Origin of the sequence: Nostoc sp. T09 (assembly GCF_002154695.1) — a bacterium.
GTDB lineage: Bacteria > Cyanobacteriota > Cyanobacteriia > Cyanobacteriales > Nostocaceae > Aulosira.
In genome coordinates, this window is the sequence record NZ_MTAV01000032.1 from 69,806 (window position 1) to 96,334 (window position 26,529).

Below are 26,529 nucleotides of genomic sequence, written 5' to 3' on the forward strand. Positions count from 1 at the left end.
CAAACTGGAGTTTAGACTAAATATTATCTAAGGGAAGAATGTTATTTACTTAAGATTTTTATACAGCAATCTGGAGTTTAATAGCGTGTTGTGATTTAGTCATGTGATGTTATAACTTTGGTCAGCGTTTGAGTACTCTTGGACTAATGCGATCGCGAGGCTTCCTTTTCTTACTGCGTCCCCAAACGTCAGCTTCCTATTAAAGCGCTAAGATACTTTTGATAAATATTTAAAGAATCTCTGCTTACAGCAGATAAAAAGGCGTTTGCGGGCTATCTATAAGTAACATCAAACATCTCAAACGCAGTGGAAAGATTTTCTGTAATAGCTCTTAAGTAACCTGCTGCATCAAGTATAAAAATTTAATTACTAAGTAAATTCTAGTAAGACAATTGACCGCTTTCTACTCTCTGCCTAAAATTCAGTAAATTTTCCGAAGTCATTTATAGGTATTGTTTGTAAAAATAAAAGTCTTTTATAAAAACTGTATTTTTTATTTAATCACGTAAAATTTATATTACTTAATTGACACATTTAATTAAATCATTAATATTAGAAATACTATCAGGTCTTTATGAAATGCATAAACTACTTATTAAATAGTTAATTAAGCCATTAAATATTTTTTAGCTTCAGCTATTTTGCCCCTATTAAATTTAGCTATAAATATGTACTGTATAAGTTACAGCAGAATTCAGAAGTAAAACAGTCTTTATGCTTAGGTTTGAGGCTGAGGATCTGTACTTCACTAACTTGAAATTTGCTGTAATTATTCAGATTTTTTTTGGTATTTGAGTATTAACCACTAAATAAATTAGGAATTTCGCACTGTACAAATAGCTGATGGTATGAATTGACTAGACTGTAACTGTAGCAGGTTTTTATAAGTAAAACTTGAAACAATCCTCATAATTTCCTCAGTTTTTATAGATATTCTGAACATCAAAGTTCTAATCAAGGCAAACTCATGCATTCGGCAACGTTTACAGCCAAAGCTTAGTTAATACAAATAAACAACTTTTAGAGAATGCAAAAGTTATATAAATAATTGCGAAAATTGCATTTTTATCCTGGACAAATGTTTTGCCTACTAAAGAATTGAGTTTATAAGTCAGTTCGTATTTGACAACAAGTTTGTGAAGCAATTTAATACTTGAGCCTAAAAATGAAACAGCGTATCTCCGTCCCAATTAAGGCTTTCCCATTACAGATAGTTCTCATTGTTCCGTTTGTTTTGCAAATATTTGGCGCAGTGGGTTTAGTTGGCTACCTATCATTCAAAAATGGGCAAAAAGCCGTAAATCAACTAGCAGATCAGTTGATGGATAAAACTAGCAGTACAGTGGAGCAACACTTGAACTCCTATCTGTCAATTCCCCACAAAGTGAACCAGATTAATGCGGATGCGATTGGACTGGGATTATTAGATGTAGGCGATCGCAAAACCGTCGGCAAATATTTTTGGAAACAAATGCAAGCCTATGATTTGAGCTATATCGGTTTTGGACTGGCGACGGGTGCGGGAGTAGGAGCCGGACGGTACGACGGTAAAACCTTAGTGATTGATGATTGGCCAAATGCTAATCTGCCGAAAAATGTTCTTAGCTACGCCACCGATACTGAAGGCAATCGCACCCGTGTCATTGATACTCTTGATTGGGACAATTTCAAAGAACCTTGGTACATCGAACCCGTGAAAGCAGGTAGACCCATCTGGTCAAGGATTTACAGCCTCAATTATCCTAATCATCCATATATCGCTGCTTCGGCGGGTCGTCCCATTTATGATGCGCAGAATCGATTGCTGGGGATGGTCGCAGCAGATATTCACCTGTTGAAACTCAGTGAGTTTTTAAGGCGTTTGGACATTAGCCGCACTGGACAAGTTTTTATTATGGAGCGCAGTGGTATGCTGATTGCCAACTCTAGCACTCAGCAACCTTTTAAACTAGTCAAAGACGAAATTCAGCGGTTGAAAGCTAGAGAAAGTCCAGATCCGGTAGTTCAAAGCATTGCTCAACAGCTAGAGCAAAAATTCAATGGGTTTAAGTCGATTACCGAACCCAAAAAGCTGCAACTGAAATCGCAAGGAGAGCCAAATTTTGTGTATGTCTCTCCTTGGCGTGACCAATATGGACTGGATTGGCTAGTAGTGGTGAGTGTGCCAGAACGCACTTTTATGGCACAAATCAATGCCAACACTAGCACTACAATTGTGCTCTGTTTAGGGGCATTAACTGTAGCAACTTTGATGGGGTATTTCACCTCCCGTTGGATTACACACCCGATTGTGCGATTAAACCGAGCTAGTCAGGCAATGGCATCTGGTAATTTAGACCAAGTAGTAGATGTCAGCAATATTCAGGAACTCGACACACTTGCTCACTCTTTTAATTACATGGCAGGGCAATTGCGTGAATCCTTTACTGCTCTAGAAAATAGTAAGGAGGAGCTAGAACACCGAGTGGAAGCACGTACAGCCGAACTCAAAAGCACATTAAGTGAGTTGCAGCGCACCCAAGCACAAGTACTTCAGAGTGAAAAAATGTCTAGTCTCGGTCAACTAGTAGCAGGAGTAGCACATGAAATCAACAACCCAGTCAACTTTATTCATGGCAATATTACCCACCTGAACCAATACACTCAAGATTTGCTACAGATGATTTACCTCTACCAGCAACGCCATTCTAGTTATGACCCAGAAATTCAAGCATTAGCAGATGAAATTGATCTAGAATTCCTCATTGAGGATTTACAGAAGATGCTGTCTTCAATGAAAATGGGGACTGAGCGGATTCGTAACATTGTGCTATCACTGCGAAACTTTTCGCGTATGGATGAAGCAGAATTTAAAGCAGTTGATATTCATGAAGGAATTGAAAGTACGCTATTGATTTTGCAATACCGTCTCAAAGACAAACCAGATCGTCCAGCAATTGAAATAATTCGAGATTATGGCAAATTGCCTCAAGTAGAATGCTACCCTGGACAACTCAATCAAGTCTTGATGAATATTCTGGCGAATGCAATTGATGCCTTAGACGAAGTAAATGCAGGACGCACCTGTGAAGAAAACAAAGAAAATCCCAGCCAAATTACTATCTGTACCTCAGTTAGTAATTCACAGTGGGTAGAAATTGCGATCGCTGATAATGGATTGGGAATGCCAGAACAGGTTAAAAGTCGAATATTCGATCCCTTCTTCACTACCAAACCTGTGGGTAAAGGAACAGGGATGGGCATGGCAATCAGCTATCAAATCATCACTGAAAAACATCGTGGCAAATTAGAGTGTTTTTCTGCCCTTGGTAAAGGGACCGAATTTATAATTCAAGTACCTATCAAACAACAATCATGTATTTTAACGGTTTAATAGTTAGTTAATAAAAATTAAAATATAATCGACATGACTACGTTAATAAAATAAGAGGTAGTTAACCATTAGCCCCACCTTTAGAAAAATAAAATAACTAGTTTATAACCCAATACAGTTCAGATAAGCCTGTTTTTTCTGCCCTTGTTCCCCGTTCCCTGTTCCCTTGTCTCCACAGAGGAATTTTCTTAACTGAACCGTATTGGTTTATAACCAATATTCCGCTGTTGCGATCGCAACAATAGCTTCAATCTGCAAATTCAGACAAAACGTTCCCGCGTCATTATTTGTTGCCTTCTCTGGAAGAATTAAAAAAGTACGCTTTATTTATCAAACTATAGTAGTATATACCTATAGTACTGTACAAATACAGGAAATCTAGTTTTGTCCAATACAAATTTAAAATTATAATTCCCTAACTAAAGAAATTCTTACCCATTTTCCTCTTCTAAAATTTGGGTAAGCCACAGGCGGCGTTATAGATTAAATAATGTATCTGCAATACCGGACTTGTACTAGCTCGGTCTCAAAAGCAAAGGTTTGGAGATGTTTACTCTATCGGAAACTTCTATCGTTACGGCAATTGTGCTGGTAGCTTTTGGCATTTTGGGTTGGGGCTTTTATCGCGCCAGACCTTTTGGTAAACTGGGAATCTTAGCCTGGTTACAGTCGGTGGTGTTGATGGCTCCTTGGCTGTTGTTCTTTGGTTTGTTTGCAGCCGGAATTTACATCAACATAGTGGGTATATTGTTCTTGGTAGTAGCTTCCGCTGGGTTGTATATCTTCTTAGGGAAGCAGTTGCGCTCAGCTGGACAAGATGCACTACTTAAGCAAAGAGCAACCCAAAGACTGGCTGCTGAGGCTTCCCCTGAACCAAATACCACACCAGATTCCAACCCTTCCACAGGAGTTGCGGAACTGAAACTTCAGGTAATGCCAATTCCAGAGGATGATTTGAGTACAATTAAAAGCATTTTTGGAATTGACACATTTTTTGCCACAGAAACAATCGCCTACCAGGAAGGAGCAATTTTTAAAGGTAACCTGCGGGGAGAACCGCAAGAGATTCACACTCGTTTGAGTGCGAGTTTGCAAGAGCGTCTGGGCGATCGCTATCGCTTATTTTTAGTAGAGAATACAGACGGCAGACCTGTGGTGATTGTCCTACCCAGTCGCAATGACCCGCGTCCGATGTCGTTACCCCAAAAAGCTTTTGCGGGTATCTTGTTGATCGCGACTATGGCTACAAGTTTGGAAGCTGCGGGGCTACTGCTGAATTTTGATTTATTTGGGCAACCACAACGGTTAGCAGAAACTTTGCCCATAGGGATTGGGATATTAACGATTTTGGTGGCTCACGAAATCGGTCATTGGGTACTTGCTAAACGGCATCAAGTTCGTCTTAGCTGGCCCTTCTTTTTACCTGCGGTGCAAATTGGCTCTTTTGGTGCAATTACTCGTTTTGAATCGCTATTGCCCAACCGCACGGTATTATTTGATGTTGCATTGGCAGGGCCGGCGGTTGGCGGTATAGTGTCTTTGTTAATGCTGATTTCTGGCTTGTTGCTTTCTCACCAAGGCAGTTTATTTCAGGTGCCAAATCAGTTTTTCCAAGGATCGATTTTGGTGGGTAGCTTGGCACGAGTTGTTCTTGGTTCGGCTTTACAGTCACCTTTGGTAAATGTCCATCCTTTAGTAGTGATTGGTTGGCTGGGGCTAGTAATCACCGCTTTGAATTTGATGCCGGCAGGACAATTAGATGGCGGCCGCATTGTCCAAGCGATTTATGGACGTAAAACCGCAGGAAGAGCGACCTTAGCAACTTTAATTTTGCTGGGTATAGTATCCCTTGCTAATCCTTTGGCTATGTACTGGGCAATTGTAATTCTGTTTTTACAACGGGATTTAGAACGCCCCAGCTTGAATGAAATTAGTGAACCAGATGATGCAAGAGCTGCTTTGGGTCTTTTGGCACTATTTTTAATGATTAGTACACTCCTACCGCTAACTCCTGGCTTGGCTGGGCGTTTGGGAATCGGAGGGTAAGAGGGGGACAAGGGAGTGTGGGGAGTGTGGGCAGAAATCGGACAAGGGAAGGAGGAATAATTGTTAACTTGCTTCCTTATCTCCCCCGGCTTCCCTTAGGGTTTCCAGCCTGTTAGTAGATTTGGGTATGCGGTGCGTGTGGGGAAAATTTGCTGGAAGTTGGTTTGACGATCTAAGGGCTTTTCTTGGCTAAGGTTCCACAGGGTTTCATAGAAAAAGAAAGCTACCCCAGCAAAATTGCGATCGCGTACTTTTTGCACTTGTGTTTGAATTTGTTGCATGGGTACAGTTCTGTCTTTGAGTCCAGACAAAATCCCAATACTTACAGGAATATGACTTTTTGCTGCTTTTACTTCTGGATATTCTAATTCACTGATAAAAACATTTAGGTCATTGCGATAGATCTGTAAAACTAAGTCTTCTACAATTCCCATCCGTTCCCATTTCTCCCAGTCTGCCAAAAAGAATTCATAAGAAAAACGTTGGGGATTTGGTGCAACAGATACAATACAGTCTTTTTTATTAGCTTTGATAGCTGTAAATACCCGCTTCATGAAGTCGGTAATTTTATTCGCTCTCCAGCGCACCCACTCTGGATCTTTAAAGTTAGAAGAAGGCGCACGACCACCGTGTTCTTTTTTATAGAGCGCTACTGTGTAAGGATCGTAGCCTAATTCTGAGGGTAAACCAAAATGGTCATCAAATTGAATCCCGTCGATATTATAGTTTTTAACGATTTCAACTATTAAATCTTGGATAAATTTCTGTACATCTGGGCGAAAGGGACTTAGCCAAACTCGATCGTGTGTACCTTCTTTGACAATTCGCGTCCCGTTACTGCGATTAGTTAGCCATTGGGGATGACGTTTAGCTAATTGAGAATCAGCCGGAGCCATAAAGCCAAATTCAAACCAGGGAATAACAGTTAAGCCTTTTTTATGTCCCTCTTCGACAACTTCTTTGAGCATATCTCGCCCTTGAAGTCCGGGTGTAGGGTCGAGCGATCGCCCAATTGCGTTGGCTGCCACTTTGCTAGGATACAAGGTATAGCCCCAATTCCACACTGTCGGGTATACAGTATTAAAGTTAAGTTCACTCAGACGTTGTAAAGATTTTTTTAGGCGATTTTTTTCAAATAGCACATCACTATCAATATTTGTTAACCAGACACCTCTTAATTCCGATCCTGGCGATCGCATAGGAGGATTTTGCGCATTTAAGGGTAACGAGAGCATAACAATAGCTACCATGCTCAAGGTCACCATCATGGCAAAGAATGCCCGTTTTCTACTTTGGTAAACATTCCATCTCAAAAAAGTCACAAACCTCTTCACCAGTTTTTTCATCATTTGCTACAGGCGTCGTAAAACATGAACCATGACTTAAATAGCCAGACAGAAGTTGCATTATTGCCTGCTGGTTAAACATTTATACCAAAAGTTGCTATTAGTTTATGCAGATGATGTAAATTTATAAATATGACCTTTAAATCTTCCCAAACTTCCCATAACTGCCAATCAGCAGCTACTCTGCCAAACCCCAATTATCAGGTATACGCAACTCAAGAAATTTAAAAAATTTGCTCTTTTGTTATTTGTATTACAACCCTACTATCTGTTTTCCCGTAAATACGGGGTCACACACTACATCCTCAATTATTAAATAATGCGTAGGATTACTGTAGGTCATCAAATAAATTGTTATCAAATTTTACCGAAAAATACTTTGGATAACGAGTTGATGAGCGAATTAAACTGAAAAGGCTAAGGTACTTTTAAAGACCAAAGGCAGGATTCTATAATGATCAGCAGCTTTAACAATTCACAGGACGGTATGGGGACTACCGTCGCAGCCACTAAACGACTCGCAAGAGCGATGATGGTTTCTGCTGGTGCATTTTCATTAATTTTGGCATCTTGTAACTCTGCTAATCGGCAACAGCAGGTACTAAATCTGTTAACAGAATTCTCATCAGCGCATATCCAAGAGATTGTGCTACCACCTGGGACTGAAACACTGTATACAACCATCTCAACTACAGTAGGCTTTGAGCAACCTGATGTTTTGATGGTCAGAGGTTTAGAATCTGTGATCGATATCAACGAACTCATCATTAGTACCAATCTGATGCGAGATGAGTTCCGGAAACAGTTTCATTGCCCCTTGGTGTTATGGGTAAATGATGAAATTCTCCGTAAACTAATTTGGCTAGCACCTGATTTAAAAGACTGGGCAGCTAGTACGATTAGATTTGATATGCCGAACAATCAGTCAGTTGAACAACAGGCTCTCAGTGCTTGATAATGTTGCCTATAGTGATGTAGATGCCATGCTAGCACCAGTGAAAGGCTGGGGAAGTAGTATTGCTAGATTTAATGCGCCGACAATTCATAAACATTCAGTGCTTAATACTATTCTGGATTTTACATTTTATATTTACTGAGGCTATTGCTAAGGCATACCTAAAGCCTTTCAGATCACCTTGTATAAATCTAGCTGTAACAATTCAGGAACAAATAATCAACATATAGGCGTCTATCTTCACATCTGCATCAGAAGATTGACGCTTGTTTAATTTCAAGCTGTTTAGTTTTAGGTTTTTATACTTTTTGGTATTTATTTGCAGAGTAGCAATTATTTGACTAGTAACTAAAATTATTACTATTACTATGAAAGAGTCTTTGGGTAATTATTCTACCAACAATCAAGCACGGATTTTCACTGCCTTAGTGTTAACGGGAATTTTATCTGTTGGTAGCGGTTTAACATTCATCAAAAGCAGTACTGCTGCTTCTCTTAGTCCTTCGCCAGAGACAACAAACGAAGTCATCAAAGGCAATCTCAAACAAAACAAATTACCACGTCCAATAGTTAACGTGGTGCTACAAGATTTATCCCAAAGAACGAAAATTTCCAGAAACAAACTGCAAATTATTAATTACAGCCAACAGAATTGGCGCAATGGTTGCTTGGAACTACCTCAACCAGATGAATATTGTACACAAGCCATAGTTCCTGGTTGGCGATTTGTTGTATCTGATGGTAGACAAAATTGGGTTTATCACACAAATAATAATGGGCGTTCCTTCCGGCTAGCTTCAGCAAATACTTCAACTAATAACACCACAACCCAATTACCACAATCTGTCAAAAATCAAGTTTTACAAGCTGCGTCTACACGTTTGCAACAGCCAATTTCTCGGCTAAATATTATTCAAGCCCAACAACAAACTTGGAGTGATGGCTGTTTAGGATTAGGTAATGCTAATGAAAGTTGTATTCGAGCTGTAGTACCAGGTTGGCGGGTAGTTGTAGCAGCTGTTGGACAAACCTTGGTTTATCACACAGATCAAACAGGTTCAGCAGTCAGGTTAAATGAAAAAGCTAGCCAAACTTCAAGTCAGAAATTACCCCAACAAGTTAGGGATGCTGTTTTGCGTCAAGCTTCTCAGGTGTCAGGATTACCAATCAGCGCACTGAACATCGTTGCGTCTAAACAGAAAAAATTCGCTAGAGGTTGCGAACAGGCAACTTATCCTAATGCTTGCGATCAAATACTAGTATCTGGGTGGGAAGTATTTGTCAAATCAGCTAACAGAATCAGGCCTTGGGTGTTTCTTAGTGATGAAAGTGGTTCCCAAATCCAGCTTGCTGGTCGTGATAGGCCAAATGGTAATAAGAACAACCTTACACCAGTCCCAATCCCCAGCAATGAGTTACCACAACCCTTAGATCGAAATGTCGTATTTCGGCAAATCTCTAGTGGCGGCTTGGCTGGTAGTACCTACGAAACTGTTTTACTTGATGATGGCAGCTTGATTCGGGTGAAAATTGGTGATGCTAACGATTCTGAACGGAGAGTTCGCCGGGTTTCTCTGCAACAAGTGCAACAGTTTCAACAATTGTTAACCAGCACAAGATTTGCTCAATTTAAAAACTTGAGTTACCCAGCACCCAGTGGTGCAGCTGATTATATTACCTATACCCTCACCAGCCCAGAAGGCACCGTCAGGTACAACAATATTTCTCAAGATCAACTACCGAACAATTTACGGACTGTGGTGAAAGCTTGGAATCGGCTGCGTAATAGCCCAATTTCTGACAGCAATACAGGTGGCGCAGTACCGATTCCAGCCAATGAAATGCCATCGCCTTTGGATAGAGACATAGTATTTCGGCAAATCTCTAGTGGTGGCTTTACTGGTAGAACCTACGAAACTGTTTTACTTAACGACGGACGCTTAATTAAGGTGCGCATTGGTGATGCGAATGATTCTGAACGCAGTGTTCGTCGCATTTCTCCCCAGCAGGTGCGACAATTTCAGAAGTTAGTAGAGCGATCGCGATTTGGTGAATTCAAGAATTTGAGTTACCCAGCACCGCAAGGTTCGGCTGATTATATTACCTACACCCTTACCAGCAAAGAGGGTACGGTGAGATATAACGATATTTCGCAAAATAAGTTGCCGAACAACTTAATGCAAGTGGTGCAAGCCTGGAATCAGATTGGTAGCATTGCTCAGTAATATTTAAGAAAGGGCGCGGCGATCGCGCCCTAATGGCAAAGCGGAGTTGAAAAACTGAATTAATTAGACAACAAAGTTTTTAGTGCTTAGGCTAGACGCATTGACATTTTCCAAAAGCACAAGCTTCTCGAAGCCACCAGATTTTGCATTTCCATCTACATCAAGATGAACAACAGTATCACTACCCAGTTGTTCAAATTTCAGGTAATCAGCGAATTTATTTGTACTGGAGTAAGATGGGCCAGCTAAAATCTGGCGCAAGTCGATCGCATCTTGATTGGGAGCAAAATCAGTAATGGTATCTCCTTTGTCTTGGAGTTTTTCATAGACGAAGGTATCGCGGCCAGCAGCACCAGTTAAGCGATCTTTGCCTAACCCACCAATAATGCGATCGTTTCCATCACTTCCATTGAGGATATCTTTACCTGTACCACCCCACAACTTGTCATCACCTGGGCCACCAGTCAAGACATCTTTTCCTTCTCCACCTCTAAGTTCTTTACCAGTATTAGAAGTAGGTAAAGGTGTAAGTTCAGAGACTGAATCTAATACAGAGGTTGGTATTTTGCTGGTGGGGTTGGTATCGTTACTACCAAAGTCTTGCACCCAAAAGTTTTTCTCAAAACCCACACCGATTTGAGTATACCGGGGATTAAGGATATTAGCTCGATGTCCTGGGCTTTTCATCCAAGCATCTACCACCTGTTCTGGGGTTTTTTGACCAACAGCGATGTTTTCTCCGATTGTTTGGGCTTCAAAGCCAACTGACTTGGCTCTATCCCTGGGAGTAGAACCATCTGGCCCTGTATGGCTCAAAACACCGCGTTGCGCCATCACTTCTGCATATTTATCAGCCGCATACTTAAGTTCTGCATTTCCTTGGAGTGGTGCAAGCCCATTCTTGGCTCGTTCTTGATTAGTGAGTTGCAGAACTCGTTGTTCAAATGTGGCGTTATTACCCTCGGGGCTGGGTGTTGGTATTGGTGTTGGTGTTGGCTTTGGTGTCGGTGTTGGTTGAGAACCTGAGGTTGGTATATTGCTCTTGGGGTTGGTATCATTGCTACCAAAGTCTTGCACCCAATAATTTTTGTCAAAACCCACACCGATTTGAGTATATCGGGGATTGAGGATATTAGCTCGGTGTCCTGGGCTTTTCATCCAACCATCCACAACCTGTTTTGGTGTAGTTTGGCCACGAGCGATGTTCTCTCCCACGATTTGGGCGTCAAAACCAACTGTATTAACTCTATTCCTGGGAGTAGAACCATCTGGCCCTGTATGAGCAAAATAATTTTTCTGCGACATCAATTCTGCATATTTGTCAGCAGCATAGTTGAGTTCTGCATTTCCTTGGAGTTGTGCAAGACCATTCTTCGCTCGTTCTTGATTGGTTAAATCTAAGACCTGTTGTTCAAATGTCGGGCTATTTGTTGCCATCAATCTGTCCTCCTAAAGATTTGTTCATATGAACTCAGCAGCCAGAAAAATTCCGCTGCAATTTTTGGTAGAAGCAAACCTGAAGAGGGGTAAATAAGGGTAGTTAATGCAAAGCTTTCACAAGCTTGTATGTATCTTGAAGTCTGGGATTAGATACATCAAAGTTACGTGTTAGAGGAAGGTTTTCCTCTGGTGCGACTTTCAGATTCAGAGGTTTGTTTATCTGCCTTAGCGCTGGCAGTGGAATAACGACCCCGCAGGTTAAACGGAAAATGATGTATGTACTAATACACCAGTCGCTTCCCATCAGAATAAAAGATAGAGTAGCTTTTTTTATCCTTGCCTTGTGACGGACAATAAAGCGTCACATAGCAGCTAAATTACATTTTATACCTAAATATTTAATTTTTATTTTTAGATAAAAAAGGCATTTATATAGATGAAATTAGCAAATACAGGCAATGAGTATTTTGATATTTAGTATAATTTTTTACTAAAAAATATATATAAAATTAGTATAATTAATATTATCTGGTAACAAATTACTCTCGAAGCCGTATATAATGTAAAGATTTCGCTAAGTTAAGGGAAAATTAGATCTGAAAAATTTACAAAGACTTATAAAAAAAATTCCGGATGCAATCAAAAATTCCTGAACATGAAAGATAGGTTGTTGAAACCCTTAGTCTCTTTAGCTACGCTCACGGCGTGAAATGTACAGATTTCTGCCCAAATCTTAGAATGGGGAACGTGCTAGTCAGAAATTATGACGACACAAATATTACCAGTAAGTAACGAAATTCTTCAGGCAGAAAAATTACTGTCTTTGCTAAATCGTTACCAGTTGTTACCACAGGTATTACGTGCCAAAGTGATCGACCAAGCGATCGCATCCTACTCTTGCACTCAAGCAGAACATCAAGCCGCGATCGCCGATTTTCGCCAACGTCACCAACTCACCTCACCAGAGGTAGAACAAGCATGGTTGCAAAAGCATAATCTAACGGCAGCAATCGTCGAGGAGTTGGCAATCCGTCCGGTATTAATCCAGAAATTCCAGCTTGCAATCTGGGGCAATAAACTAGAGTCTTATTTCTTGCAACGCAAAATAGATTTAGACCGGGTAGTTTATTCCATGATTCGTACCCAAGATGAAGGTTTAGCCCAAGAGCTGTATTTTCGGATTGTTGAGGGAGAGCATTCTTTCGCAACCATAGCTCAGGAGTATTCTCAAGGAGCCGAAGCGCAGACAGGCGGAGTTGTTGGGCCAGTTCCTCTATCTCAACCACATCCGACAATTCAGCAAATTTTATTTGTCAGTCAACCCGGTCAAATCTGGAAACCGCATTTAATAGCCGATTGGTATGTAATTATTCGCTTAGAGCAATTACTGCCCGCCCAGTTGGATGAAAATATGCAGCAGTATTTGCTAGACGAACTGTTTGAAGCCTGGATACAAACACAAATTCACAGCCATTTACAATCTGCTAACCATTGTGTGGAGTATCTGATGGGATGAAGCCAGTTATCACCCAGACCGAAATTTTAACATTCCTTGTCGACACTCCCCCGTTTAACAAACTCCCATTTGCTACCTTAAAGAGCATCGCCTTTAACTGCCAACTGTTGCAATATCGCACCGGACAATGGATGTTGGTTAGAGAAAGAATGCCAGCACAAGTCATGATAATTTATCAAGGACAGGCGCGGGTATTGGCTGATGACCAATGGACGAACTCTCAAATTAGTTTGACTGTAGTAGAAAAAGGAGAGTTCCTGGGTTGGTTAGGATTGGTGCGTGGGGTAAGTTGCGAGGCAGTAATGGCCTCTACAGAAGTCATTGCCATCACTCTGGAAGCAGCAGAATTTCTGCAATTGATGGACACAGAACCAGAGTTTGCCCAAGCGGTGCGATCGCGTCCCCACATCAGCGAAGTTTTTGAACTCTTAAGTCTGGAAACCCAGCGTCACGCAGATGCAACCACCGATACCAAAGATTTAGCACGCCAAGTTTGGCAACAAACACAGGTGCTAAATTTACCTCCTGGGCCAGTTCATTCCCAGCAGTTTAACAAACGGCATTTGTGGCTAGTCAGTGCTGGCGGTATTGAGGGTATGACTGTTGGCTATCGATTAGCGTTGGATGACTCTCAACAGACTTGGGAAAACACAGCCGAAGTCCGTTTACTCGGCATTCCCTGGCAGTCTCCTAATGAATATGGCGCTAGTTTAAAAATTGCTCCGGCTCCAGAATATCCCCCAGACCCCATAGCCGCAAGTCTTGCACCAGCACAAACTATATTTGTATCGGGAAAGGGTATTATTGACGCTCCTTTAGCCTGTTTCCAGATGTTGAATCAGATATTGGGAGGTTCTTTTCGCCGCGATTTAATCCGCAAAGTCTTGACCAATCAACTAAAATCGCACCAGCAGATTTCCTTGCCAGTAGCAGGCGCAGTTGTGGAAATGATGGGTTTGCAGGCCCAGTTAGTCACAGTTCCGGCTCATGTGATTAACCGCTTGACTGCACCAGCCTTAATTTATTGGCAAGAAAATCTCGCTTTGCTATACAAAATTACAGAACGAGAAGTTGTTGTTGCGGCTCCAGAAACAGGAGTGTGTCAATATTCTCCCGCAGAGTTTGCCCAAATTTGGGGGCAGTCAGGACAAGTTTTGACGATAGAAAAGGCAGAAGGCGATCGCCCCGAAAAATTTAGTCTGCGTTGGTTTTTGCCTTCGATCTATAAATATCGTCTGGTATTGGTTGAAGTCCTTGTGGCTTCTTTTTTTGTGCAAATATTTGGATTGGCAAATCCCATCGTCACCCAAATCATCATCGACACCGTATTAATCCAAAAAAGCCTCGATACGCTGGATATTCTGGGCATTTTCTTGTTGGTGATTGGAGTGTTTGAGGCAGCTTTAACGAGTTTGCGGATTTATTTATTTGCCGACACTACCAACCGCATTGATATTCGTTTGGGTTCAGAAGTCATCGAGCATTTACTGCGACTACCCCTGAGTTATTTTGAGCGTCGCCGCGTCGGAGAATTAGCCGGACGGATTAACGAACTAGAGAATATCCGTTCTTTTCTCACAGGGACAGCATTGACAGTAGTGCTAGATGCCGTGTTTTCTGTGATTTATATCGGCATTATGCTGTTTTACAGCTGGATGCTGACACTCGTGGCATTAGCTACCGTGCCATTATTTGCCATCCTGACAACATTTGTTGTCCCAATTGTCCAGCAACAGTTACGGAAAAAAGCTGAACGCTATGCCGATACTCAATCGTATTTAGTTGAAATCCTGACTGGCATTCAAACAGTCAAAGCACAGAATATAGAATTGAAATCTCGTTGGCAATGGCGCGATCGCTATACCCGCTACATCAGCGCTGGCTTTAAAAATGTCCTCACTTCTAGTACCGCCAACTCCATCAGTGGATTTTTAAATCAATTTTCGAGTTTTTTGTTGTTGTGGGTAGGCGCGCATTTAGTCATCTCTAATCAACTTTCTTTAGGACAATTGATTGCCTTTCGGATTATCGCTGGTTATGTTACCAGTCCTTTGCTGCGTTTAATTCAGCTATCACAAAACTTCCAAGAAGTAGCATTGTCTATCGAACGCCTCGGTGACATTTTAGATACAGCGCCAGAAGTCCAGCCAAGCGATCGCCATAATATTCCCCTACCGGAAATTGAAGGTGCAATTAAATACAATGGCGTTTCCTTTGGTTTTAACCCAGAAGATAGTTTAAAACTGATCAATATCAATTTGGAAATTGCCCCAGGAACCTTTGTTGGGATTGTTGGACAAAGCGGTTCTGGTAAAAGTACCTTGACAAAATTATTACCACGACTCTACGAACCTCTAGCAGGACAAATTCAAATAGACGGTTATGATATAAGGAAAGTAGAGTTAAATTCTCTACGCCGCCAGATTGGCATAGTGTTACAAGATACCCTTTTGTTTGAAGGGACAATTCAAGATAATATTGCTTTGATTCGCCCAGATGCAACTACCGAAGAAATCATTGCTGCTGCCAAAGCCGCAGCTGCGCATGATTTCATCATGGCCCTACCCAACGGCTACAACACAATTGTTGGCGAACGAGGTTCTGCTCTTTCTGGAGGACAACGCCAACGAATTGCGATCGCGCGTACTGTGTTGCAAAATCCCAGATTGTTGATTCTCGATGAAGCCACCAGTGCTTTAGATTACGAATCTGAACAACAAGTATGTCGGAATCTGATGGAGTTTTTTCGGGGGCGTACCGTTTTATTTATTACCCACCGACTTAACACCGTTAAAAATGCCGACACAATCATCATCATGGATCAGGGTGTAATTGCCGAGCAAGGAACACACGCCGAACTCATGGCAATGAAGGGACGTTATTACTGTCTTTTTCAACAACAGGAATCGCAATTATGAAGGGACAAGGGGGACAAGGGAGACAGGGAGGACAAGGAGGAATGACTTTACTAATCGATAATCCATTTATTTGGATTGTTAATCATGTTTACTAGACCACTTAAAACTTGATTGTATGTCTTGTATAGTTCTCGTCCTTGTTCTACATCTAAATAGCCACATTTGACAGCAAACTTTATCCATACTTGAGTTTCACTAGCCTCAGCCTGTCTACGACACGCTACGCGAACGCAATCATTTAATTTAGCTATGAAAGCAGCTTTATATCTACGTTTTCTCCAAGCTTCTGCTAAATTGGCGCATACGGAACGTGATGAACGGCGAATTTGGTGAAGCAGCGCGGTCTTGGGGGTTCCCCCCATGAGCGACTGCTGAACCCGAAGGGTCTATCAAAGCGTATTTTTCTTCTATAGGAAACTTTTTCGACAGTTCAAAGATTGTCATGGCTGTATTAAATGCCAATTTAAATATCGCTAAATCTTCATGGCTCTTAAATGATTCCTTGTTCACTTCTTGATCACCGTATTTCTCAGTCTCTTTAGATACCATTGTCCGCTAGTTTTCCAACTCCCACCAGTCCCCCTTGTCCTCCTTGTCTTCCTTGTCCCCCCTTCCCTCCTGCCTTCTGCCCTATAGAGATGTATAACCATGCCAGATTTATCTTTGTTACTAGCTTGCATACAACAATGTTCCAACGTTTCAACACCTGCTAAGCACTGTCAAGAAATTCGTGTTGCTCAGACAACTCCAGCAAAATCTGATATTGGTGATTGCGTTAGTCAACCAGAAAGCATGGAGTTAGCATTTTCACCGCCTGTTAATCAAGAGACTAGTCCAAAAGATTCGCTAACAGAGGTGCAAGGGCAAGCTGAAAATCAACCATTTTTGCAGCAAAAGAGCGATTATCACAACAATTATATCGATGCTGTTGAATCTCGCCCTTTAAACCTCGAAATGCTCCTATCAACGGGCGGTTTTTTATTCTTGTTTGCAGTTGGGGGAATATTCTTAATCTGGAAGCGGTTCCCTGAAGCCCAGCGTCAATGGCAACTGCTTCTACAAGGGGATGTAGGTGTTTTCGGTGGTTCAGGGCTGACTTTACCCCAGGAGAAAGAGGAGTTCGATCAGCCTGTCATCCTCAAACAATCTCGTGCTTGGTCTCATGCTATTGTCTGGAGCATAGTAGGAGTAAGCAGTTTTGCAGTCATCTGGGCTTGTAATGCCAAGATAGATGAATCTGTTCCTGTGCAAGGTAAACTCGAACCTAAAGGTTTTGTCAAAGAGATCCAAGCACCAGTGGGCGGGGTAATTGCCAAAATTCACGTGCAAGAAGGACAAAGAGTCAAAAAAGGCGATTTATTAGTAAGCTTCGATCGCACCACCAGTCAGGCGAAATTAACTTCTCTGCAAGCAGTTCGCGCCAGCTTAAAAGCGGAAAATCAGTTTTACCTTACCCAGATGCGATCGCTCTCAGCTAATTCTAGTCCCAAGCAGTTGCAGGAATTACCAGAATTAGCAGCGCTGACAGAAAACCGTGCAGCTTTGGTGCAGGAAAATCAACTTTTTCGTGCAGAATTAAACGAAGGACTGGGAATACGCGACTTAAATCCGCGATTTCGAGAACGCTTACTCAATAGACAATTAGAGAGAGAGACTCGGATTGAGTCAGTGCGGTTAGATAGAGAACAGTTAACTCGGCAGTTAAATCAAGTGCAAGTGCAACTGATTAATGCGAGAAGTAGTCTGACGACAAATTTGGAGATTGCCAATAACTTAGACACTCTGGTGCAAAAGGGAGCATTTGCTCGCTTACCTTACCTAGAAAAACGACAAACAGCAGATGCTAGCCGGGCTGAGGTTAATCGCTTAGTGCAGGAAGAAGAACGTTTAAGATTAGCCATCACCCAAGGGCAAAAGAAATTACAAAATGCGATCGCCCTTTCCAAAGAAGATTTACTCAGCAAAATCACCGATAACGAAAAGCGCATCGCCGACATTGATAGTCAACTCACCAAAGTCATTGTCGAAAATAACAAAAAAATCCAAGAACTTAACAGTCAAATCAGCGAACTCCAGTTAAATATGAAATACCAAGAACTGCGAGCTTCAAATGATGGTATTGTTTTTGATTTAAAACCTCGGAGTCCTGGATACGTTTATAACAGTAGTGAATCTATTCTCAAAATTGTGCCGCCAGAAAACCTAGTTGCACAAGTTTTCATCACCAACAACGATATAGGCTTTATCAAAGCCGGAATGCCTGTTGATGTTAGACTTGATTCATTTCCCTACACTGAATTTAGTGATATTCAAGGAGATTTAATCCGTGTAGGTTCCGATGCTTTACCGCCCGATCAAACCCATCCATACTATCGTTTCCCGGCGGAAATTCGCTTAAGAAAGCAATCAATTAATATCAATGGCACAGAAGTACCTCTACAATCAGGCATGTCTTTGAGTGCTAATATTAATGTCCGCAAACGCACTGTCATGAGCATTTTTACAGACAAGTTTTTAGGTAAGGTTGAAAGTCTGAAATATACTCGTTAAAGCAATACAGTTCCAATCAGCCCTGTGGTTAACATCCGGAGCAGACTTGACCACAGTGTTTTTCGCTTGAGTCTGGCGTCAACCAGTAGGTGTTTGAAAACAAGAGTCAAATTTTGCGCCCCAAAAGCTTACTGCCTCTGGTTTTTATCCCTTTTGCACCTAGTTGGAGGTTGACGCAAACTCCTTAACCCTAACTAGACAAGCTTTTGAGCTTATTTTCCTCATGACACCCTTGACAATTTAATGCCCCAAAAGTTACTTTGATTGGAGGTTGACGAAACTGCACCTTGAAAACCGAATACATCGATGCTTCCAACTCTGGGCGGTTCCAATTAATTAAAATCCCTATCAGGGATTGAAACTTGTCATCTCCTATGCCAGTACGAGTTACGCCGCAAGTTCCAATTAATTAAAATCCCTATCAGGGATTGAAACATTGTAGGCAATATCATGCGCCTTAGTAACTGAACGGTTCCAATTAATTAAAATCCCTATCAGGGATTGAAACTAATGGAGTGGTACGCCCAGTGGTATGGAGAATATAGGTTCCAATTAATTAAAATCCCTATCAGGGATTGAAACCTAGCTTTTCCCAAGATGAAAAAACAGACGCGATCGGTTCCAATTAATTAAAATCCCTATCAGGGATTGAAACTTGGTGAATATGTAGCAGGTAAAAAAGCAGCCAAGGTTCCAATTAATTAAAATCCCTATCAGGGATTGAAACCGACCATCAGCAGAAATCACGCTGCCATCATCCCCGTTCCAATTAATTAAAATCCCTATCAGGGATTGAAACCTCTTTCTAGGATTCCTCTTACTAGGATACTGAGTTCCAATTAATTAAAATCCCTATCAGGGATTGAAACACATCTTTACGCAATACCGCAGCTGATAAATACGTTCCAATTAATTAAAATCCCTATCAGGGATTGAAACGGCGCAACGAGCCGGACGTGATGCAATTCACGATGTTCCAATTAATTAAAATCCCTATCAGGGATTGAAACTCGCCTCGGCTCAAAATGAGTTAAAGCTCGCAGTTCCAATTAATTAAAATCCCTATCAGGGATTGAAACGAAATATTGGATGATAATGGCTTTCCGTAACAAGGTTCCAATTAATTAAAATCCCTATCAGGGATTGAAACATAGACCTTGTTAACAGCCTCACTCTGCTGAAGTTCCAATTAATTAAAATCCCTATCAGGGATTGAAACCTGCAACAACAAGTTTCGGTTTGACGACCTTGAATTGCGTTCCAATTAATTAAAATCCCTATCAGGGATTGAAACATCTCAGCGCCAGTAATGGCTTCTGCAAAGTGCGACTGCCAAGTTCCAATTAATTAAAATCCCTATCAGGGATTGAAACAAAAATCATTTGCTCGGCGCGAGGGCGATCGCATTGTTCCAATTAATTAAAATCCCTATCAGGGATTGAAACGGTTATTCATATGGCGATCGCCTCTCTATTTATAGGTTCCAATTAATTAAAATCCCTATCAGGGATTGAAACCGGAGAGCGCTGCTAGGCGCGAGGATTGCCTATTAGGTTCCAATTAATTAAAATCCCTATCAGGGATTGAAACAGTGCGACTCGTTTTTGAGAAAAAAATACAAGTAATTGTATATAGCTCAAAGTGAGAACGACAAGGATGAAAAAAACCTTGAAAATTCCATAACTAATTCTTAGATGTAGGTGCAAACCCTACCCTGGAAAGGAAACAGTGACTCCCAATCTACCCACGCCGAGTAGACTCGGAATTCTACAGAGCGAAGCTGGGAATAAGGGCGCAATCAGAGCCAGAAGCAGATATGGCACACTGGCGCTAAAGGGGAGATAGCATGGATAAACAAGACCTAAAAAAGCGTCTGAATCCCAAGCGGTAATCTGAATTAAAAATACCGACTTAATATTCGATTTCTCGCAACAATATTGTTTCGTTAGTTGCATTCCTTTGAGAAGAATATAGGCGAAATGGTCTGTCCTAAACTATCAAAATAATCACAGAATTGGAACGAGTAAAAATGATGGTGGAGTCCGGGGAAAAGGTCGAAACCCCAGTAGGTAAGACGAGATACGTAAGTCTCCACATCAGGTAGGACAAACCGTAATTGGTTTGAGGCAATCAGAAGATAATTAACGGCGTAGAGTATGGTTGGGCACGTAGAAAACTACAGTGAATCATGGGATAAATTAGCGTGGAAGAAACTCCGCAAAACAAGCTCTGTGAGGTCTAAGTTATGCTCTTGGATGAACGACTTATTTTTACTATTCTAGGCAAGATAAATTTTAAATAATTAACCTTCTAATCAAAAAACTAGAAGAATATCTTGTTATGTCTTGTAATTTAGTCTTCTAAATCAATAATTAACTTCTCATAGCTTAATGTTGGTTTCTTAGATTTGTGCTTAATATTTTTGAGAGAGTTTCTATTAATAGAAGTTATATTTACAGAAATTGTAATGACTGTATGAATAAAAGACAAACTAATTATAAAGGCTAGATGAAGTTTGTACACACTTTCGGGAAAAGACTAACTTCCTACTCTAAGCTGGACTAAGTTTAGTAGCTATACATCTCTTTTTGGAGGCGGATATTATATGAAGAATGTAGCTTTTAAAGAGCTTACTCTTGCTGTTGTGGTAGTTCTTTCTCTTGTAGGTTTGATAAGCTTTTCAATCTTTGATATTAATAGTCGTTCAGCTTTTCTAGACGTTGCAAAAGTGACTATAGGTGCATTTATTGGGTATTTAATCCCTAATGGAAAATAAACCTCCATGATAAATTTCATAGAGGTTCATTCTTTTAACTAGTTTTTACGGGCTTCTGGTGCTGGACACATCAGGAGCCTTCTTTTTTGATTGTAAGCGGCGTTGTTGCGTGAATAGGCAAAATGGTAATTTTTACCTATCGCCTATGTTCGCTCGCCACCTAGCCCAAAGATGAAGACGAAAGCCCAGTACAAAGTTAAGAATTGGAACGCTTATGATGCTGCCCTCAAGCAACGAGGCAGTATAACTTTCTGGGTGAACGAAGAGATCATCGAGCAGTGGCGCAATCAACAAAAAACTGGGAAAAAGGGGGCATCGAATTATTACAGCGATGTGGCGATGCCAGCGGCAACCCGAAGCGGGAACGCCACTATGGGAACGATTCAATCGTTGTTTCATTTAGCTGGGCGACAAGCAGAGGGGTTTTTAGAGTCGCTGTTCATGCTCATGGGGATTGAGTTAGCAGTACCGGATCACTCGACCCTATCTCGTCGTTTAAGCAAGCTGTTGGTAGAACTGCCAGTAATTCCAAAGAAGAAGGCAGTCCATGTAGTCGTAGATTCAACGCTTGGTGAAAGTCTATGGCGAAGGCGAATGGAAAGTGCGTACACATGGGGTTGGGAAAAGGCGGACATGGCGCAAATTGCATCTAGGAGTTGATGAAGAGAGTGGAGAAATTCTTGGCGCAGTTGTCACTACTAATGATGTAGCTGATTGTGAGGTGCTAACAGACATATTGGAGCAGATAGATGCACCGATAGAGCAGGTTTCCGGTGATGATGGCTATGACACATTTGACTGTTATGACACTATTGCCGAGCGCTAAATCAATTAATTAATTTTTTAATATCACCGTAGGCGCGGTAGAATCCACCACTAGCTGACTCGCGTATTTCTTCGACAAGATAACGTTCACCCTCTTGGCGAATATCTTTAGGAAACTGTACTTTCCAGTTGGGGTTATATCCTGGGGAGACAACCCGCACCCTGAGTTTATTCCCCTCTCGAAAGCACTCAACAATTACTCCTTGGCTTGTATCTGTTGTGGTTTCCAAAACTGCGGAGGGTGCTGCGCCTTCTCCTGCTGGTGCTTTAATAATAGCTGCTTGCGGAATTGTACCCAGTTGGGCAGATTGAATGGCGGCTTCACTAGTATCAATACAAGCTAGCGATCCATCGGTGGTGACAATATAAATGCGATTTTCAAAAAACTGCATAGATAAGGCTGAACCGCAACCAGTTCCAAGTTTCCAAAGGCGTTCTCCTGAGTTGTTGAAGCAGTAAATAGAAGAACTATTGTCACCAGCAAACACATACTTCCCATCTAAAGCGGTAGCGCAGGAGTACACAGCTGCATCGCACTTGTAGACTGGGCCAGCCTCACCTTTCTTGCTAAAACAGTAAATCTTTTGGTCGCTTGCACCAGCATAAACAGCTGATGCTTCTTGCCAACCAAATAGTACACCGCCGCCAGTCTTTTGATGCCAGAGCATCCGACCGTCTTTGTTATCATACAAAGTCACGCCTTGACTATGACCGTGATAGATACCAACTTCGTCACAACGTACCATCCAACCAGAATTACCTTGGCTTAAACGAGTCCACTGCGATTCATCATCATGATCGATGGTGGTGACACCACCGTTCGCATCCGAAACTGCTAATAAACCATTTTTGTATATCAAGCCAGAAAATATCAACATTTTCATCAATCTCGTAGGCAATACGTGGTAGTTTGCCTGTGAGATCATAGACGTTGCCGTTATCGCAGCCAGCAGAAATCCAGATATCATCGGCAACTAAACATTTAACCCCATCGGGCAGCTTAAACTGATTGATAACTTTACCTTGGTGATTCAGCGCAAAAACTTGACCTGCTTGATTACCTACCCAGCAACGATCGCTGTCAACAAAAATTCCAAAGGCTGCGGAATTAGAGTTAAATTTCCAAAGCATTGGGGCTTGTTGTGCAGTAGATGTGGTACTGGTGACTGCGCGTCGTGTAACGGGACGCTTCTGGCGTACACCTATAACGGCGTGTTCATAACCTTTTGCCAGTTTTTCTTTGATCTTCTTGTTCGCGTCTGCTTTAGCTTTGTCTGGGGTGGGGTAAGTTTTAGTCTGAGTCTGCCCTGAGTCACCAATGCGACCATAGCGGATGGTTAGCTGCGTATCATTGACGATAACTTCATAAAATTTATGGGAGCTGCCGCTAGCTTCTGAAAGCTCTAAGTAGGTCTTTTCCTCAGCCATGATATTTTCTCGTTAAAACAAAATTTAAAAGTATAGATTCTTACTTTGTTCTAACTGCTACTTTGATCAAATGTCGAACAATGGCGATCGCTTTTAATTAACCGTCATAAGTTCTATTCATCTGTTACTCTGTCAGGGATGACTTAAAGCAAGGTTCACCAAACTGTGAGCCTTTACCAGAACATTCAAATAGATGTAAACCTAGCTGCTGGGAAAGTTCTTCACAAACCTTAACCCCCCGCACACTGTTACCACGCTTATCCAAGGGGGGCGAAAATACTGCAATTCCCATCTTATCGGGGACAACAGCCATAATTCCGCCACAAACGCCGCTTTTCGCTGGAATACCAACTTTGTAAGCCCATTCACCAGCGAAATTATACATTCCGCAAGTGTACATAACACTCAAAATGTCTTTAATATAATTTTTCTGTACCGCTTGTTCGTGTGTAATCGGGTTGATACCTTTGTTAGCTAAAGTCGCTGCCATTACTGCCAAGTCACGACAATTTACTATTACCGCACACTGCTGGAAGTACAGATCCAAAGACTCTTCAATGTTCTGGCCAATCATGCCAAAGTTGAGCATGAGATGAGCCATAGCGCGGTTGCGATGTCCGGTGCTGCGTTCTGAGGTGAATACAGAAATATCAACAAATACATCATGACCGATATATCTTTTGAACATCTCCAGCATTCGGTTGAGGCGTTCAGTGGGGCCAGAACCTTTGATTAAACTGGTAGTGGCGATCGCCCCGGCATTTACCATTGGATTGAGTGGTCGATTTGATTGTTCATCAAGGATAATGGCGTTGAATGCATCTCCCGTCGGTTCCACACCAACCTTGGTCAAAACATCATCTCTTCCATGATCCTCAAGGGCCAATCCGTATGCAAATACCTTGGAAATCGACTGAATGGTAAATAGTTGCTCGAAATCCCCAACTTTGTAAATCTGGCCATCTACCGTAACAATGCAGATGCTAAACAAGTCGGGATTTACCTTTGCCAATTCTGGAATGTAGTTTGTTACTGCACCTTCTTTGAGTGACTTGTACTTGGAATACAAGTCCTGAAGAACATCTGAATAGAGCGATGGGACTGTTTCTAAATCACCTTGAGTTGCCATGAGGCTTACAGCTTGTTCTATAAATCATACTTGATCAACCACTGTAAGCAGAAATGTGATTCTATTTCCTCAATTGGCAAATTAATATACATGTACTTATGACATTTGTCATATTTCTTTTGATATATTTTATATATTTGTAAAAAATATTACATACTATTTTTGGGCTATAAGTTCTTAATATTTCCTTAGTAATACGGTTAATTCAGTAACTTATATAACTGTAATTTAACTGTCATCAGGTTTTCATAGCTATTTTATATGTAGCAACAATAACTTTATGAATTATTGTTAAGGATAGGTTACTTTTAGAATAAATAAGCTGTAACTCTTGTTACAAAATACTTAAAAGTAGACACAAAGATTTATTAAAGAAAAGATGTTTAAGTGTTTATTCGCAACATCTAAAACCTGAAGTTATTAATTTACTAATTTTTATCTAGTCTAATATCGGGTGATAAAGAAATACATACAGGGTCAATATTTGGGGCAATATTTGCAGGTAGCTGGCTCAATTTCATGCCCCGAAAATGTTAATTTTTCATAAGAAAAGTTTTACTTATCAATAAAAACGTTACATAGTTGAAATCCGCATTTGCAAAAGGTTTGAGGCTTGAAAACAGAATTTAAATTTGCTAAAGTTACCAAGACTTACGCTAAAACCCTGATCCCCAAGCTCATGGGTTCGTGTTAATCTGTTGCAGTTATGAACAAAAAGTGAAAGCGGAACGAGTTCGAGTTGTAGGGGTACTCACTTTCCAGTGGTCAAATTCCCACGAACCGTAAAACTTCTGTTCTACAGTCGCTTTAATATCGGACGCATGAATCAAAGACATTTGTGGACTATTGTCGCCCTGTTTCTGACTGTTTTAGGGATGCCCTCAGTCGGTCGCACTCAAACTACCAAGGGAACAGCGCTTGCTTCTCAAGCATCGCCAGCAGGTGATGTTGTCAAGGTAGGAGAGTATCAATCCCCAGCAGGGAAACCTAACTCTGATGCTGCGATCGCAGAAATTCATCCTCACAGCATTGGAGGACATCAGGCGGCAACCCTTTTCATCCGAAATATTCCTGTTCTTACCTTTTTGAGTTCTTTACCTGCTGGGAGTACTAGTAGTAAAGTTGGCTCAATTGAAAACTCTGGGGGCGTACAAATGTACGCCCCTCTTGCTAGCAACTCAACCAAGGTGGCAAGTATTGGGAATGTCTCGGATTTGGGTAACCAAATTACTGCGGCTCAAAATGACCCGGTGCAAAAAGCTGGTGTAATAGCAGCGAAAATCAACCAGTTGCTTCGGGACAATGTGGACGCCAGCCAGATTAAAGTCAGTTGGAAAGGAGGCGGCGAATCGAAAGTTGCCAATCAAGCCCAAAATAAAGCTGCTTCCTCCCAACAAAAAGGCGATCGCTATACGATCAAGGTAAATGGCGAAGAATTGGTGGAAATCAACGAAAATACCCGACTAGCAAATTCCACCAACGATCTTGCGCAAGATGCATTGCAAGCGACTAATCGTATGCGCAGACTCATCGGCAATGCATCTCCTATCAGCGAGATTGCTAATTTACCAGTTCGTTCCCCATTATCAATGCCAAAGTTGCCACAACAAATTGCCATTGGTCCAGTGCGAATTACACTGAGTGGCATCGCTTCCTGGTATGGATATGATGGTTCTGGCAGCCGTACTGCTAGCGGTAAGAGATTTCATCCAGAAGGAATGACTGCCGCCCATCGGAGCTTACCTTTTGGTACACGAGTTCGTGTGACTAACACCCACAATGGTCGTTCTGTAGTGGTGTCTATTACCGACCGAGGACCCTACATTCGAGGTCGAATTCTTGACCTTTCTGCTGGTGCAGCCCGAATTTTAGGAATGATGGGCAGTGGCGTTGCACCCGTGAAGATTGAAGTTTTAGGCAGATAAAGAGAATCTTCACTGCTGACAGTTGATATTCAACCGACAACTGTCAATTTCTTACCCGCTTTCAACTCCCTACGCTC

General features: G+C 41.5%; 12 protein-coding genes, 3 pseudogenes and 1 CRISPR repeat array. Of the genes and pseudogenes, 10 read left to right on the forward strand and 5 right to left on the reverse strand.

Annotated features, from left to right (window positions below):
* The first annotated feature begins 1,165 nt into the window (after positions 1–1,165).
* On the forward strand, positions 1,166–3,373 hold the full coding sequence (locus BV372_RS08895; RefSeq protein ID WP_086685959.1) for an ATP-binding protein: 2,208 nt from the start codon (positions 1,166–1,168) through the stop codon (positions 3,371–3,373).
* A 546-nt stretch (positions 3,374–3,919) separates the two neighbouring features.
* A complete protein-coding gene (locus BV372_RS08900; RefSeq protein ID WP_086685961.1) occupies positions 3,920–5,419 on the forward strand; it encodes a site-2 protease family protein in 1,500 nt (499 codons plus the stop codon).
* A gap of 95 nt (positions 5,420–5,514) precedes the next feature.
* On the opposite strand, the gene BV372_RS08905 is transcribed toward BV372_RS08900, so the two are convergent.
* Positions 5,515–6,765 (reverse strand): glycoside hydrolase family 10 protein, encoded by a 1,251-nt coding sequence (locus tag BV372_RS08905; protein ID WP_086685963.1) that lies wholly within the window; start codon positions 6,763–6,765, stop codon positions 5,515–5,517.
* A 454-nt stretch (positions 6,766–7,219) separates the two neighbouring features.
* Here BV372_RS08905 and BV372_RS08910 point away from each other — a divergent pair, with 454 nt between their 5' ends.
* Positions 7,220–7,720: a hypothetical protein gene (locus tag BV372_RS08910; RefSeq protein WP_086685965.1), complete on the forward strand. Its 501-nt coding sequence runs from the start codon at positions 7,220–7,222 to the stop codon at positions 7,718–7,720.
* 368 nt (positions 7,721–8,088) lie between these two features.
* Positions 8,089–9,945, forward strand: a complete 1,857-nt coding sequence (locus BV372_RS08915; protein WP_086685967.1) for a hypothetical protein — start codon at positions 8,089–8,091, stop codon at positions 9,943–9,945.
* Positions 9,946–10,008: 63 nt separating this feature from the next.
* Here BV372_RS08915 and BV372_RS08920 read toward each other — a convergent pair whose 3' ends face one another.
* Positions 10,009–11,382 carry a CAP domain-containing protein gene (locus BV372_RS08920; RefSeq protein ID WP_256973126.1) on the reverse strand — a complete coding sequence of 458 codons (1,374 nt, stop codon included), beginning with the start codon at positions 11,380–11,382 and terminating at the stop codon, positions 10,009–10,011.
* A gap of 766 nt (positions 11,383–12,148) precedes the next feature.
* On the opposite strand from BV372_RS08920, the gene BV372_RS08930 reads away from it, so the two are divergent.
* Both BV372_RS08930 and BV372_RS08935 read left to right on the forward strand, forming a co-directional pair.
* Entirely contained in the window at positions 12,149–12,901 is a 753-nt protein-coding gene (locus BV372_RS08930; protein WP_086685969.1) for a peptidylprolyl isomerase, read from the forward strand.
* On the forward strand, positions 12,898–15,819 hold the full coding sequence (locus tag BV372_RS08935) for a peptidase domain-containing ABC transporter (protein ID WP_086685971.1): 2,922 nt from the start codon (positions 12,898–12,900) through the stop codon (positions 15,817–15,819). The genes BV372_RS08930 and BV372_RS08935 overlap by 4 nt, the downstream gene beginning before the upstream one ends.
* A 50-nt stretch (positions 15,820–15,869) precedes the next feature.
* Here the strand turns inward: BV372_RS08935 and BV372_RS08940 are convergent.
* Positions 15,870–16,329, reverse strand: a pseudogene (locus BV372_RS08940) (four helix bundle protein).
* 138 nt (positions 16,330–16,467) lie between these two features.
* On the opposite strand from BV372_RS08940, the gene BV372_RS08945 reads away from it, so the two are divergent.
* The 3 genes and pseudogenes from BV372_RS08945 to BV372_RS08950 all read left to right on the forward strand — a co-directional run.
* Positions 16,468–18,369, forward strand: a complete 1,902-nt coding sequence (locus BV372_RS08945; RefSeq protein ID WP_086685973.1) for an HlyD family efflux transporter periplasmic adaptor subunit — start codon at positions 16,468–16,470, stop codon at positions 18,367–18,369.
* A gap of 325 nt (positions 18,370–18,694) precedes the next feature.
* Positions 18,695–19,959: a CRISPR direct-repeat array (repeat unit 37 nt; unit sequence GTTCCAATTAATTAAAATCCCTATCAGGGATTGAAAC).
* Between the two features lie 1,015 nt (positions 19,960–20,974).
* Entirely contained in the window at positions 20,975–21,145 is a 171-nt protein-coding gene (locus BV372_RS36105) for a hypothetical protein (protein ID WP_179198020.1), read from the forward strand.
* A gap of 171 nt (positions 21,146–21,316) precedes the next feature.
* Positions 21,317–21,968: pseudogene (locus tag BV372_RS08950) on the forward strand (IS5 family transposase); the annotation flags it as partial.
* Positions 21,969–21,972: 4 nt separating this feature from the next.
* Here BV372_RS08950 and BV372_RS08960 read toward each other — a convergent pair.
* Together BV372_RS08960 and glsA are read right to left on the reverse strand one after the other, a co-directional pair.
* Positions 21,973–23,398, reverse strand: a pseudogene (locus BV372_RS08960) (WGR domain-containing protein).
* Between the two features lie 124 nt (positions 23,399–23,522).
* Entirely contained in the window at positions 23,523–24,527 is a 1,005-nt protein-coding gene (glsA, locus tag BV372_RS08965) for a glutaminase A (RefSeq protein ID WP_086685979.1), read from the reverse strand.
* 821 nt (positions 24,528–25,348) lie between these two features.
* Here glsA and BV372_RS08970 point away from each other — a divergent pair.
* Complete coding sequence (locus tag BV372_RS08970; protein WP_086685981.1) at positions 25,349–26,452, forward strand: septal ring lytic transglycosylase RlpA family protein; 1,104 nt, start codon at positions 25,349–25,351, stop codon at positions 26,450–26,452.
* Positions 26,453–26,529: the final 77 nt, after the last annotated feature.

Bases quoted from the DNA above. Each gene is read 5' to 3' on its own strand.
- BV372_RS08895 (WP_086685959.1), top strand. From the start codon at position 1,166: ATGAAACAGCGTATCTCCGTCCCAATTAAGGCTTTCCCATTACAGATA.
- BV372_RS08900 (WP_086685961.1), top strand. From the start codon at position 3,920: ATGTTTACTCTATCGGAAACTTCTATCGTTACGGCAATTGTGCTGGTA.
- BV372_RS08905 (WP_086685963.1), bottom strand. From the start codon at position 6,765: ATGAAAAAACTGGTGAAGAGGTTTGTGACTTTTTTGAGATGGAATGTT.
- BV372_RS08910 (WP_086685965.1), top strand. From the start codon at position 7,220: ATGATCAGCAGCTTTAACAATTCACAGGACGGTATGGGGACTACCGTC.
- BV372_RS08915 (WP_086685967.1), top strand. From the start codon at position 8,089: ATGAAAGAGTCTTTGGGTAATTATTCTACCAACAATCAAGCACGGATT.
- BV372_RS08920 (WP_256973126.1), bottom strand. From the start codon at position 11,382: ATGGCAACAAATAGCCCGACATTTGAACAACAGGTCTTAGATTTAACC.
- BV372_RS08930 (WP_086685969.1), top strand. From the start codon at position 12,149: ATGACGACACAAATATTACCAGTAAGTAACGAAATTCTTCAGGCAGAA.
- BV372_RS08935 (WP_086685971.1), top strand. From the start codon at position 12,898: ATGAAGCCAGTTATCACCCAGACCGAAATTTTAACATTCCTTGTCGAC.
- BV372_RS08945 (WP_086685973.1), top strand. From the start codon at position 16,468: ATGCCAGATTTATCTTTGTTACTAGCTTGCATACAACAATGTTCCAAC.
- BV372_RS36105 (WP_179198020.1), top strand. From the start codon at position 20,975: ATGAAGAATGTAGCTTTTAAAGAGCTTACTCTTGCTGTTGTGGTAGTT.
- glsA (WP_086685979.1), bottom strand. From the start codon at position 24,527: ATGGCAACTCAAGGTGATTTAGAAACAGTCCCATCGCTCTATTCAGAT.
- BV372_RS08970 (WP_086685981.1), top strand. From the start codon at position 25,349: ATGAATCAAAGACATTTGTGGACTATTGTCGCCCTGTTTCTGACTGTT.